A 9877-nucleotide genomic window follows, 5' to 3' on the forward strand; every position below is an offset into this window, starting at 1 on the left:
ACGATGGTCTGCGTTTCGCAATCCGTGAAGGCGGCCGTACCGTTGGCGCGGGCGTTGTAGCTAAAGTTCTGGGCTAATTCGTTAGCTTTGAATTAAAAAGGGCGCTTCGGCGCCCTTTTTGCTGTCTATGATTTGGTGATAAGCCGCGATGGTATAAATATTCATAAAGTGCGCCGCCAGGGATAATTAATAAACAGTCTATTGTAATCATAACTATTCTCATTTAAACTTTGTGCATAAATTGAACGGGAGTTTATATGTACGTTTGTTTGTGCAATGGCGTAAGCGATAAAAAAATCCGTCAGGTTGTGCGTCAATTTCAACCGCAATCTTTTCAACAATTACGCAAGTTTATTCCCGTTGGAAATCAATGTGGTAAGTGCGTCCGCGCGGCACGTGAAGTGATGGAAGATGAATTAACCAGCATGCCGGAATTCAAAGAAATCGCCTGATCGCGACTCTTCTCTTTTTGACATCCTTATAGCCCGGACTACGCTTCAATAAGTGGAAGCGGAGGGACTTTATAATGAAAGGTGATGTCAAAATCATAAGTTATCTCAATAAATTATTGGGAAACGAACTGGTTGCTATTAACCAGTATTTTCTTCATGCAAGAATGTTCAAGAACTGGGGCCTGATGCGCCTCAACGATATTGAATATCATGAATCTATCGATGAGATGAAACACGCCGATAAGTACATCGAGCGTATTTTGTTTCTTGAAGGGCTGCCTAACCTGCAGGATCTTGGCAAACTTGGCATCGGTGAGGATGTCGAAGAGATGCTGCACTCTGACTTACGGCTGGAGCTCGAAGGCGCGCAAAACCTGCGTGAGGCAATCGCCTATGCCGACAGCGTTCATGATTATGTCAGTCGCGATATGATGATTGAAATCCTTGCCGATGAGGAAGGCCATATTGACTGGCTGGAAACCGAGTTAGATCTGATCGGCAAAATCGGTCTGCAAAATTACCTTCAATCGCAGATCAAAGTGTCAGACTAGCGAACGTCTGCCACCCGCACCAAAAACCCGCTGCAGTCAGAAATGGCCCAAACGGCAGCGGGTTGTTCAAACCCCATCGTTGTTGCTTACTCCTCCTGAACAACGCCAATATCACCCATGCCATCCCGGCAAGCAGCGATGCGGCCAACACCAGTTGCGGCAACCTCTGCCAGCCGTGCCAGGCGCCGAGGGCGGCAAGATATTTAATGTCGCCGTATCCTAATCCCTCATAGCCGCGAAACACCCTATATAGCCAGTAGAGCAGGGCAAAAATGAGATAGCCTGCAATTGCCCCCCAGACGGCATCCTCTAGCCGCTGCGGCGCCAGACACAGGTAAAAAACAAAACCGCTCCACAGCAGGGGACAGGTGAGGCTGTCAGGAAGAAGACCGCGAAGCAGGTCCTGCCGGCATAACGCCAGGGTTAATCCACAATAACAAACTAAGAAGGGGAGGACGGTAAGCATGGAACACTCCTGTTCGGGGATAATGCGCTCACTTTGCTTATCGTCGCGCGTTAGCGCAAAGCGCATTTGTGCAAGATGGATGGCTGCTTCCTGACTTATTTATCGTGTTATTGCATTGCCGAGCGCCTGGGCGAGAAGACGCGCAAATTGTGGTGATGATTTTCTAATCAGCACTTGCGTCGCGCCTGAATTTGCGTATAATGCGCGGGCCTGTCAAAATTGACGGCCGGTTCGATATGAGCCCTGGTAGCGCAGTTTGCTACCTAACAATGTTCCCAATCGGGGAACTCTGTAAGAACGGTTACACTCTCCCATCAATCGTAATGGGTATGAGGAGTAATCATTTCGTCTATAAAATAATTGGAGCTCTGGTCTCATGCAGAACCAAAGAATCCGTATCCGCCTTAAAGCGTTTGATCATCGTCTGATCGATCAATCAACCGCGGAAATCGTCGAGACTGCTAAGCGCACTGGTGCGCAAGTCCGTGGTCCGATCCCGCTGCCGACCCGCAAAGAGCGTTTCACCGTTCTGATCTCTCCGCACGTCAACAAAGATGCGCGTGATCAGTACGAGATTCGTACTCACAAGCGTCTGGTTGACATCGTTGAGCCAACTGAAAAAACCGTTGATGCTCTGATGCGTCTGGACCTGGCTGCCGGTGTAGACGTGCAGATCAGCCTGGGTTAATCAGGTCATCGAGCGATTGAGAGGTTGATACAATGATTGGTTTAGTCGGTAAAAAAGTGGGTATGACCCGCATCTTCACTGAAGATGGCGTCTCTATCCCAGTAACCGTTATCGAAGTTGAAGCAAACCGCGTTACTCAGGTCAAAGATCTGGCTAACGATGGCTATCGCGCTATTCAGGTTACCACTGGTGCTAAAAAAGCTAACCGTGTAACTAAGCCGGAAGCTGGTCACTTTGCTAAAGCTGGCGTAGAAGCTGGCCGCGGCCTGTGGGAATTCCGTCTGGCAGATGGTGAAGAATACACCGTTGGTCAGAACATTAGCGTTGAACTGTTTGCTGACGTTAAAAAAGTTGACGTAACCGGTACCTCTAAAGGTAAAGGTTTCGCTGGTACCGTTAAGCGCTGGAACTTCCGTACCCAGGACGCTACCCACGGTAACTCCTTGTCTCACCGCGTTCCGGGTTCTATCGGTCAGAACCAGACTCCGGGCAAAGTGTTCAAAGGCAAGAAAATGGCAGGTCAGCTGGGCAACGAACGCGTTACTGTTCAGAGCCTGGACGTAGTACGTGTTGACGCTGAGCGCAACCTGCTGCTGGTTAAAGGTGGTGTTCCGGGTGCAACCGGCTGCGACCTGATCGTTAAACCAGCTGTGAAGGCGTAAGGGGATAGCAATGGAATTAGTATTGAAAGACGCGCAGAGCGCGCTGACTGTTTCCGAAACTACCTTCGGTCGTGATTTCAACGAAGCGCTGGTTCACCAGGTTGTTGTTGCTTATGCAGCTGGTGCGCGTCAGGGTACTCGTGCTCAGAAGACTCGTGCTGAAGTAACTGGTTCAGGCAAAAAGCCATGGCGCCAGAAAGGTACCGGCCGTGCGCGTTCAGGTTCTATCAAGAGCCCGATCTGGCGTTCCGGTGGCGTAACCTTCGCTGCTCGTCCGCAGGACCACAGTCAAAAAGTTAACAAGAAGATGTACCGCGGCGCGCTGAAAAGCATTCTGTCCGAACTGGTACGTCAGGATCGTCTGATCGTTGTCGAGAAGTTCTCTGTAGAAGCGCCTAAAACTAAGCTGCTGGCTCAGAAACTGAAAGACATGGCTCTGGAAGATGTGCTGATCATCACCGGTGAGCTGGACGAGAACCTGTTCCTGGCCGCACGTAACCTGCACAAGGTTGACGTACGCGATGCGACTGGTATCGACCCGGTTAGCCTGATCGCCTTCGACAAAGTCGTAATGACTGCTGATGCTGTTAAGCAAGTTGAGGAGATGCTGGCATGATTCGTGAAGAACGTCTGCTGAAGGTGCTGCGCGCACCGCACGTTTCTGAAAAAGCGTCTACTGCGATGGAAAAAACCAACACCATCGTTCTCAAAGTTGCTAAAGACGCGACCAAAGCAGAAATTAAAGCTGCTGTGCAGAAACTGTTTGAAGTCGAAGTCGAAGTCGTTAACACCCTGGTAGTTAAAGGGAAAGTTAAACGTCACGGACAGCGTATCGGTCGTCGTAGCGACTGGAAAAAAGCTTACGTCACCCTGAAGGAAGGCCAGAATCTGGACTTCGTCGGCGGCGCTGAGTAAGTCGGAGGAGTAATACAATGGCAGTTGTTAAATGTAAACCGACATCTCCGGGTCGTCGCCACGTTGTTAAAGTGGTCAACCCAGAGCTGCACAAGGGCAAACCTTTTGCTCCGCTGGTTGAAAAAAACAGCAAATCCGGCGGTCGTAACAACAATGGCCGTATCACCACTCGTCATATCGGTGGTGGTCACAAGCAGGCTTACCGTATTGTTGACTTCAAACGCAACAAAGATGGTATCCCGGCAGTTGTTGAACGTCTTGAGTACGATCCGAACCGTTCCGCGAACATCGCGCTGGTTCTGTACAAAGACGGTGAGCGCCGTTACATTCTGGCCCCGAAAGGCCTGAAAGCTGGCGACCAGATTCAGTCTGGCGTTGATGCTGCAATCAAAGCAGGCAACACCCTGCCGATGCGCAATATCCCGGTTGGTTCTACCGTTCATAACGTAGAAATGAAACCAGGTAAAGGCGGTCAGCTGGCTCGTTCCGCTGGTACTTACGTTCAGATCGTTGCTCGTGACGGTGCTTATGTCACCCTGCGTCTGCGTTCTGGTGAAATGCGTAAAGTCGAAGCAGACTGCCGCGCTACTCTGGGCGAAGTTGGCAATGCTGAGCATATGCTGCGCGTTCTGGGTAAAGCAGGTGCTGCACGCTGGCGTGGTGTTCGTCCTACCGTTCGCGGTACTGCGATGAACCCAGTCGATCACCCACATGGTGGTGGTGAAGGTCGTAACTTTGGTAAGCACCCGGTATCCCCGTGGGGCCTGCAGACCAAAGGTAAGAAGACCCGCAGCAACAAGCGTACTGATAAATTCATCGTACGTCGCCGTAGCAAATAATTTTAGAGGATAAGCCATGCCACGTTCTCTCAAGAAAGGTCCTTTTATTGACCTGCACTTGCTGAAGAAGGTAGAGAAAGCGGTGGAAAGCGGAGACAAGAAGCCCCTGCGCACTTGGTCCCGTCGTTCAACGATCTTTCCTAACATGATCGGTTTGACCATCGCTGTCCATAATGGTCGTCAGCACGTTCCAGTCTTTGTTTCCGACGAAATGGTTGGTCACAAACTGGGTGAATTCGCACCGACTCGTACTTATCGCGGCCACGCTGCTGATAAAAAAGCGAAGAAGAAATAAGGTAGGAGGAAGAGATGGAAACTTTAGCTCAACATCGCCATGCTCGTTCTTCTGCTCAGAAGGTTCGCCTTGTAGCTGACCTGATTCGCGGTAAGAAAGTGTCGCAGGCCCTGGATATTCTGACCTACACCAACAAAAAAGCTGCTGTACTGGTCAAGAAGGTACTGGAATCTGCCATTGCTAACGCTGAACACAACGATGGCGCTGACATTGATGATCTGAAAGTTGCGAAAATTTTCGTAGACGAAGGCCCGAGCATGAAGCGCATTATGCCGCGTGCTAAAGGTCGTGCAGATCGCATCCTGAAGCGCACCAGCCACATCACTGTGGTTGTGTCCGATCGCTGAGACTCTGGAGACTAGCAATGGGTCAGAAAGTACATCCTAATGGTATTCGCCTGGGTATTGTCAAACCATGGAACTCTACCTGGTTCGCGAACACCAAAGAATTCGCTGACAACCTGGACAGCGATTTTAAAGTACGTCAGTTCTTAACTAAAGAGCTGGCTAAAGCGTCTGTATCTCGCATCGTTATCGAGCGTCCGGCTAAGAGCATCCGTGTGACCATTCACACTGCTCGCCCGGGTATCGTTATCGGTAAGAAAGGCGAAGACGTAGAAAAACTGCGCAAGGTCGTAGCGGATATCGCTGGCGTTCCTGCACAGATCAATATTGCCGAAGTTCGTAAGCCTGAACTGGACGCTAAATTGGTTGCTGACAGCATCACTTCTCAGCTGGAACGTCGCGTTATGTTCCGTCGTGCTATGAAGCGTGCTGTACAGAACGCAATGCGTCTGGGCGCTAAAGGTATCAAAGTTGAAGTTAGCGGCCGTCTGGGCGGCGCGGAAATCGCACGTACCGAATGGTACCGTGAAGGTCGCGTACCGCTGCACACTCTGCGTGCTGACATCGACTACAACACCTCTGAAGCGCACACCACTTACGGTGTAATCGGCGTTAAGGTATGGATCTTCAAAGGTGAGATCCTGGGTGGTATGGCTGCTGTTGAACAACCGGAACCGGCTGCTCAACCTAAAAAGCAGCAGCGTAAAGGCCGTAAATAAGGAGCGTCGCTGATGTTACAACCAAAGCGTACAAAATTCCGTAAAGTGCACAAAGGCCGCAACCGTGGTCTGGCGCAGGGTACGGATGTTAGCTTCGGCACTTTCGGTCTGAAAGCTGTTGGCCGTGGTCGTCTGACTGCACGTCAGATCGAAGCAGCACGTCGTGCTATGACCCGTGCAGTTAAGCGTCAAGGTAAGATCTGGATCCGTGTATTCCCGGACAAACCGATCACCGAGAAGCCGCTGGAAGTTCGTATGGGTAAAGGTAAAGGTAACGTGGAGTACTGGGTTGCCTTGATTCAGCCGGGTAAAGTCCTTTATGAAATGGACGGCGTACCGGAAGAGCTGGCCCGTGAAGCATTCGGCCTGGCAGCAGCGAAACTGCCGATCAAAACCACCTTTGTAACTAAGACGGTGATGTAATGAAAGCAAAAGAGCTGCGTGAAAAAAGCGTTGAAGAGCTGAACGCTGAGCTGCTGAACCTGCTGCGTGAGCAGTTCAACCTGCGTATGCAGGCTGCAAGTGGCCAGCTGCAACAGACTCATCTGCTGAAGCAAGTGCGTCGTGATGTTGCACGCGTTAAGACTTTACTGACTCAGAAGGCGGGTGCGTAATGACCGATAAAATCCGTACTCTGCAAGGTCGCGTAGTTAGCGACAAAATGGAGAAATCCATTGTTGTTGCTATCGAACGTTTTGTGAAACACCCGATCTACGGTAAATTCATCAAACGTACGACCAAACTGCACGTACATGACGAGAACAACGAATGTGGTATCGGCGACAAGGTTGAAATCCGTGAATGCCGTCCACTGTCCAAGACTAAGTCCTGGACGCTGGTTCGCGTTGTAGAGAAAGCGGTTCTGTAATAGAGTACGCATTCTCAATACGAATAAACGGCTCAGCGATGGGCCGTTTATTTTTTCTACCCATATTGCAGAAGCGGTGTTATAATGCCGCGCCCTCGATATGGGGCTTTTTAACGACCCAGCTTTTGGGTCCCAGTAGTAGTTGACATTAGCGGAGCACTAAAATGATCCAAGAACAGACTATGCTGAACGTCGCCGACAACTCCGGTGCACGTCGCGTAATGTGTATCAAGGTTCTGGGTGGCTCGCACCGTCGCTACGCAGGCGTAGGCGACATCATCAAGATCACCATCAAAGAAGCAATTCCGCGTGGTAAGGTCAAGAAAGGTGATGTGCTGAAGGCGGTAGTGGTGCGCACCAAGAAGGGTGTTCGTCGCCCGGACGGTTCTGTCATTCGCTTCGATGGTAATGCATGCGTTATTTTAAACAATAACAGCGAGCAACCTATCGGTACGCGTATTTTTGGGCCGGTAACTCGTGAACTTCGTAACGAGAAGTTCATGAAAATTATCTCTCTGGCACCAGAAGTACTCTAAGGAGCGAATCATGGCAGCGAAAATCCGTCGTGATGACGAAGTTATCGTGTTAACCGGTAAAGATAAAGGTAAACGCGGTAAAGTTAAAAATGTCCTGTCTTCCGGCAAGGTCATTGTTGAAGGTATCAATCTGGTTAAGAAACATCAGAAGCCGGTTCCGGCCCTGAACCAACCAGGCGGCATCGTAGAGAAAGAAGCAGCTATTCAAGTCTCTAACCTTGCTATCTTCAACGCGGCAACCGGCAAGGCTGACCGTGTAGGCTTTAGATTCGAAGACGGCAAAAAAGTCCGTTTCTTCAAATCTAATAGCGAAACTATCAAGTAATTTGGAGTAGTACGATGGCGAAACTGCATGATTACTACAAAGACGAAGTAGTCGCTAAACTCATGACTGAGTTTAACTACAATTCTGTCATGCAAGTCCCTCGGGTCGAGAAGATCACCCTGAACATGGGTGTTGGTGAAGCGATCGCTGACAAGAAACTGCTGGATAACGCAGCAGCTGACCTGACAGCAATCTCCGGTCAAAAACCGCTGATCACCAAAGCACGCAAATCAGTTGCAGGCTTCAAAATCCGTCAGGGCTATCCGATCGGCTGTAAAGTAACTCTGCGCGGCGAGCGCATGTGGGAGTTCTTTGAGCGCCTGATCACTATTGCTGTACCGCGTATCCGTGACTTCCGTGGCTTGTCCGCTAAGTCTTTCGACGGTCGTGGTAACTACAGCATGGGTGTCCGTGAGCAGATCATCTTCCCAGAAATCGACTACGATAAAGTCGACCGCGTTCGTGGTTTGGATATTACCATTACCACTACTGCGAAATCTGATGAAGAAGGCCGCGCTCTGCTGGCTGCCTTTGACTTCCCGTTCCGCAAGTAAGGTAGGGTTACTTAATGGCTAAGCAATCAATGAAAGCACGCGAAGTAAAGCGCGTGGCTTTAGCTGATAAATTCTTCGCTAAACGCGCTGAACTGAAAGCTATCATCTCTGATGTGAACGCAACCGACGAAGATCGTTGGAACGCTGTTCTCAAGCTGCAGACTCTGCCGCGTGATTCCAGCCCGTCTCGTCAGCGTAATCGCTGCCGTCAAACAGGTCGTCCGCATGGTTTCCTGCGGAAGTTCGGGTTGAGCCGTATTAAGGTCCGTGAAGCCGCTATGCGCGGTGAAATCCCGGGTCTGAAAAAGGCTAGCTGGTAATTGTCACCAATTGAATCACGGGAGTAAAGACAGATGAGCATGCAAGATCCGATCGCGGATATGCTGACCCGTATCCGTAACGGTCAGGCCGCGAATAAAGCTGCGGTCACCATGCCTTCCTCCAAGCTGAAAGTGGCAATTGCCAACGTGCTGAAGGAAGAAGGCTTTATTGAAGATTTTAAAGTTGAAGGCGACATCAAGCCGGAACTGGAACTGACTCTTAAGTATTTCCAGGGTAAAGCTGTTGTAGAAAGCATTCAGCGTGTCAGCCGCCCAGGTCTGCGCATCTACAAACGTAAAGATGAGCTGCCGAAAGTTATGGCGGGTCTGGGTATCGCAGTTGTTTCTACCTCTAAAGGTGTTATGACTGATCGTGCAGCGCGCCAAGCTGGTCTTGGTGGCGAAATTATCTGCTACGTAGCCTAATCGGAGGAAAAAATGTCTCGTGTTGCTAAAGCACCGGTCGTTGTTCCTGCCGGCGTTGACGTTAAAGTCAACGGTCAGGTTATTACGATCAAAGGTAAAAATGGCGAGCTGACTCGTACTCTCAACGATGCTGTTGAAGTTAAACATGCAGATAATGCACTGACCTTCGGTCCGCGTGATGGTTACGTAGACGGATGGGCTCAGGCTGGTACCGCGCGTGCCCTGCTGAACTCAATGGTTATCGGTGTTACCGAAGGCTTCACTAAAAAGCTTCAGCTGGTTGGTGTAGGCTATCGTGCAGCGGTTAAAGGGGATGTAGTAAACCTGGCTTTAGGTTTCTCTCATCCTGTTGAACATAAGCTGCCGGCCGGTATCACTGCAGAATGCCCGACTCAAACTGAAATCGTGCTGAAAGGCGCTGATAAGCAGGTGATCGGTCAGGTTGCAGCAGATCTGCGCGCCTACCGTCGTCCTGAGCCTTACAAAGGCAAGGGTGTTCGTTACGCCGACGAAGTCGTGCGTACCAAAGAGGCTAAGAAGAAGTAAGGTAACACTATGGATAAGAAATCTGCTCGTATCCGTCGTGCGACCCGCGCACGCCGCAAGCTCCAGGAGCTGGGTGCAACTCGCCTGGTGGTACATCGTACCCCGCGTCATATTTACGCACAGGTAATTGCTCCGAATGGTTCTGAAGTTCTGGTAGCTGCTTCTACTGTAGAAAAAGCTATCTCTGAACAACTGAAGTACACCGGTAACAAAGACGCGGCTGCAGCTGTGGGTAAAGCTGTTGCTGAACGCGCTCTGGAAAAAGGCATCAAAGATGTTTCCTTTGACCGTTCCGGGTTCCAATATCATGGTCGTGTCCAGGCACTGGCAGATGCTGCCCGTGAAGCTGGCCTTCAGTTCTAAGGTAGAGG

At 50.3% G+C, this 9877-nt stretch carries 22 protein-coding genes; 21 read left to right on the forward strand and 1 reads right to left on the reverse strand.

Annotated features, from left to right (window positions below; genetic code table 11):
• The 3 genes from ABLV08_RS03150 to bfr form a co-directional block, all read left to right on the forward strand.
• Positions 1 to 77 (forward strand): elongation factor Tu (locus ABLV08_RS03150; RefSeq protein WP_072077167.1); only part of this gene is annotated, 77 nt, incomplete at its 5' end.
• 180 nt (positions 78 to 257) lie between these two features.
• Positions 258 to 452, forward strand: coding sequence for a bacterioferritin-associated ferredoxin (bfd, locus tag ABLV08_RS03155; RefSeq protein WP_015369419.1), 195 nt, complete (start codon positions 258 to 260; stop codon positions 450 to 452).
• Positions 453 to 526: 74 nt separating this feature from the next.
• Positions 527 to 1003 carry a bacterioferritin gene (gene bfr, locus ABLV08_RS03160; protein WP_348855562.1) on the forward strand — a complete coding sequence of 159 codons (477 nt, stop codon included), beginning with the start codon at positions 527 to 529 and terminating at the stop codon, positions 1001 to 1003.
• On the opposite strand, the gene ABLV08_RS03165 is transcribed toward bfr, so the two are convergent.
• On the reverse strand, positions 987 to 1469 hold the full coding sequence (locus ABLV08_RS03165) for an A24 family peptidase (protein ID WP_015369421.1): 483 nt from the start codon (positions 1467 to 1469) through the stop codon (positions 987 to 989). The two genes, bfr and ABLV08_RS03165, sit on opposite strands and share 17 nt — an antisense overlap.
• 376 nt (positions 1470 to 1845) lie before the next feature.
• On the opposite strand from ABLV08_RS03165, the gene rpsJ reads away from it, so the two are divergent.
• From rpsJ to rplR, 18 genes are all read left to right on the forward strand, one after another.
• The gene (gene rpsJ / locus ABLV08_RS03170) at positions 1846 to 2157 is read left to right on the forward strand and encodes a 30S ribosomal protein S10 (RefSeq protein ID WP_001181005.1); all 312 of its coding nucleotides are present in this window, start codon (positions 1846 to 1848) and stop codon (positions 2155 to 2157) included.
• 32 nt (positions 2158 to 2189) lie between these two features.
• Positions 2190 to 2819, forward strand: coding sequence for a 50S ribosomal protein L3 (rplC, locus tag ABLV08_RS03175; RefSeq protein WP_015369422.1), 630 nt, complete (start codon positions 2190 to 2192; stop codon positions 2817 to 2819).
• A 10-nt stretch (positions 2820 to 2829) separates the two neighbouring features.
• Positions 2830 to 3435, forward strand: coding sequence for a 50S ribosomal protein L4 (rplD, locus tag ABLV08_RS03180; RefSeq protein WP_000424395.1), 606 nt, complete (start codon positions 2830 to 2832; stop codon positions 3433 to 3435).
• Entirely contained in the window at positions 3432 to 3734 is a 303-nt protein-coding gene (gene rplW, locus ABLV08_RS03185; protein WP_000617546.1) for a 50S ribosomal protein L23, read from the forward strand. The genes rplD and rplW overlap by 4 nt, the downstream gene beginning before the upstream one ends.
• Before the next feature lie 17 nt (positions 3735 to 3751).
• Positions 3752 to 4573 (forward strand): 50S ribosomal protein L2, encoded by an 822-nt coding sequence (rplB, locus tag ABLV08_RS03190; RefSeq protein ID WP_015369423.1) that lies wholly within the window; start codon positions 3752 to 3754, stop codon positions 4571 to 4573.
• Between the two features lie 16 nt (positions 4574 to 4589).
• Positions 4590 to 4868 carry a 30S ribosomal protein S19 gene (gene rpsS, locus ABLV08_RS03195; RefSeq protein ID WP_001138115.1) on the forward strand — a complete coding sequence of 93 codons (279 nt, stop codon included), beginning with the start codon at positions 4590 to 4592 and terminating at the stop codon, positions 4866 to 4868.
• A 14-nt stretch (positions 4869 to 4882) separates the two neighbouring features.
• The gene (gene rplV / locus ABLV08_RS03200) at positions 4883 to 5215 is read left to right on the forward strand and encodes a 50S ribosomal protein L22 (protein WP_002919773.1); all 333 of its coding nucleotides are present in this window, start codon (positions 4883 to 4885) and stop codon (positions 5213 to 5215) included.
• 17 nt (positions 5216 to 5232) lie between these two features.
• Positions 5233 to 5931, forward strand: a complete 699-nt coding sequence (gene rpsC / locus ABLV08_RS03205) for a 30S ribosomal protein S3 (protein ID WP_002919766.1) — start codon at positions 5233 to 5235, stop codon at positions 5929 to 5931.
• Positions 5932 to 5943: 12 nt separating this feature from the next.
• Positions 5944 to 6354, forward strand: a complete 411-nt coding sequence (gene rplP / locus ABLV08_RS03210; RefSeq protein WP_002919759.1) for a 50S ribosomal protein L16 — start codon at positions 5944 to 5946, stop codon at positions 6352 to 6354.
• Positions 6354 to 6545, forward strand: a complete 192-nt coding sequence (gene rpmC / locus ABLV08_RS03215; protein ID WP_002919754.1) for a 50S ribosomal protein L29 — start codon at positions 6354 to 6356, stop codon at positions 6543 to 6545. Before rplP ends, rpmC begins: the two co-directional genes overlap by 1 nt.
• Positions 6545 to 6799: a 30S ribosomal protein S17 gene (gene rpsQ, locus ABLV08_RS03220; RefSeq protein WP_002438707.1), complete on the forward strand. Its 255-nt coding sequence runs from the start codon at positions 6545 to 6547 to the stop codon at positions 6797 to 6799. Before rpmC ends, rpsQ begins: the two co-directional genes overlap by 1 nt.
• A gap of 164 nt (positions 6800 to 6963) precedes the next feature.
• Positions 6964 to 7335 carry a 50S ribosomal protein L14 gene (gene rplN, locus ABLV08_RS03225; RefSeq protein ID WP_000613954.1) on the forward strand — a complete coding sequence of 124 codons (372 nt, stop codon included), beginning with the start codon at positions 6964 to 6966 and terminating at the stop codon, positions 7333 to 7335.
• Positions 7336 to 7345: 10 nt separating this feature from the next.
• Positions 7346 to 7660, forward strand: coding sequence for a 50S ribosomal protein L24 (rplX, locus tag ABLV08_RS03230; RefSeq protein ID WP_015369424.1), 315 nt, complete (start codon positions 7346 to 7348; stop codon positions 7658 to 7660).
• 14 nt (positions 7661 to 7674) lie between these two features.
• Positions 7675 to 8214, forward strand: a complete 540-nt coding sequence (gene rplE, locus ABLV08_RS03235) for a 50S ribosomal protein L5 (RefSeq protein WP_003031123.1) — start codon at positions 7675 to 7677, stop codon at positions 8212 to 8214.
• Positions 8215 to 8228: 14 nt separating this feature from the next.
• Complete coding sequence (gene rpsN, locus ABLV08_RS03240; RefSeq protein WP_002919667.1) at positions 8229 to 8534, forward strand: 30S ribosomal protein S14; 306 nt, start codon at positions 8229 to 8231, stop codon at positions 8532 to 8534.
• Between the two features lie 33 nt (positions 8535 to 8567).
• On the forward strand, positions 8568 to 8960 hold the full coding sequence (gene rpsH / locus ABLV08_RS03245; protein WP_008807048.1) for a 30S ribosomal protein S8: 393 nt from the start codon (positions 8568 to 8570) through the stop codon (positions 8958 to 8960).
• A 12-nt stretch (positions 8961 to 8972) separates the two neighbouring features.
• A complete protein-coding gene (rplF, locus tag ABLV08_RS03250) occupies positions 8973 to 9506 on the forward strand; it encodes a 50S ribosomal protein L6 (RefSeq protein ID WP_008807049.1) in 534 nt (177 codons plus the stop codon).
• A gap of 9 nt (positions 9507 to 9515) precedes the next feature.
• Entirely contained in the window at positions 9516 to 9869 is a 354-nt protein-coding gene (rplR, locus tag ABLV08_RS03255) for a 50S ribosomal protein L18 (RefSeq protein WP_006817270.1), read from the forward strand.
• Positions 9870 to 9877 lie beyond the last annotated feature (8 nt).

The organism is Klebsiella sp. CN_Kp088, from assembly GCF_040064335.1.
Taxonomy (GTDB): Bacteria; Pseudomonadota; Gammaproteobacteria; order Enterobacterales; family Enterobacteriaceae; genus Klebsiella; species Klebsiella aerogenes.

Bases quoted from the DNA above. Each gene is read 5' to 3' on its own strand.
- rplD (WP_000424395.1), top strand. From the start codon at position 2,830: ATGGAATTAGTATTGAAAGACGCGCAGAGCGCGCTGACTGTTTCCGAA.
- rplW (WP_000617546.1), top strand. From the start codon at position 3,432: ATGATTCGTGAAGAACGTCTGCTGAAGGTGCTGCGCGCACCGCACGTT.
- rplB (WP_015369423.1), top strand. From the start codon at position 3,752: ATGGCAGTTGTTAAATGTAAACCGACATCTCCGGGTCGTCGCCACGTT.
- rplP (WP_002919759.1), top strand. From the start codon at position 5,944: ATGTTACAACCAAAGCGTACAAAATTCCGTAAAGTGCACAAAGGCCGC.
- rpsQ (WP_002438707.1), top strand. From the start codon at position 6,545: ATGACCGATAAAATCCGTACTCTGCAAGGTCGCGTAGTTAGCGACAAA.
- rplX (WP_015369424.1), top strand. From the start codon at position 7,346: ATGGCAGCGAAAATCCGTCGTGATGACGAAGTTATCGTGTTAACCGGT.
- rpsH (WP_008807048.1), top strand. From the start codon at position 8,568: ATGAGCATGCAAGATCCGATCGCGGATATGCTGACCCGTATCCGTAAC.
- bfr (WP_348855562.1), top strand. From the start codon at position 527: ATGAAAGGTGATGTCAAAATCATAAGTTATCTCAATAAATTATTGGGA.
- rplC (WP_015369422.1), top strand. From the start codon at position 2,190: ATGATTGGTTTAGTCGGTAAAAAAGTGGGTATGACCCGCATCTTCACT.
- rpmC (WP_002919754.1), top strand. From the start codon at position 6,354: ATGAAAGCAAAAGAGCTGCGTGAAAAAAGCGTTGAAGAGCTGAACGCT.
- rplR (WP_006817270.1), top strand. From the start codon at position 9,516: ATGGATAAGAAATCTGCTCGTATCCGTCGTGCGACCCGCGCACGCCGC.
- rpsC (WP_002919766.1), top strand. From the start codon at position 5,233: ATGGGTCAGAAAGTACATCCTAATGGTATTCGCCTGGGTATTGTCAAA.
- ABLV08_RS03165 (WP_015369421.1), bottom strand. From the start codon at position 1,469: ATGCTTACCGTCCTCCCCTTCTTAGTTTGTTATTGTGGATTAACCCTG.
- rpsN (WP_002919667.1), top strand. From the start codon at position 8,229: ATGGCTAAGCAATCAATGAAAGCACGCGAAGTAAAGCGCGTGGCTTTA.
- rplN (WP_000613954.1), top strand. From the start codon at position 6,964: ATGATCCAAGAACAGACTATGCTGAACGTCGCCGACAACTCCGGTGCA.
- rplV (WP_002919773.1), top strand. From the start codon at position 4,883: ATGGAAACTTTAGCTCAACATCGCCATGCTCGTTCTTCTGCTCAGAAG.
- bfd (WP_015369419.1), top strand. From the start codon at position 258: ATGTACGTTTGTTTGTGCAATGGCGTAAGCGATAAAAAAATCCGTCAG.
- rplF (WP_008807049.1), top strand. From the start codon at position 8,973: ATGTCTCGTGTTGCTAAAGCACCGGTCGTTGTTCCTGCCGGCGTTGAC.
- rplE (WP_003031123.1), top strand. From the start codon at position 7,675: ATGGCGAAACTGCATGATTACTACAAAGACGAAGTAGTCGCTAAACTC.
- rpsS (WP_001138115.1), top strand. From the start codon at position 4,590: ATGCCACGTTCTCTCAAGAAAGGTCCTTTTATTGACCTGCACTTGCTG.
- rpsJ (WP_001181005.1), top strand. From the start codon at position 1,846: ATGCAGAACCAAAGAATCCGTATCCGCCTTAAAGCGTTTGATCATCGT.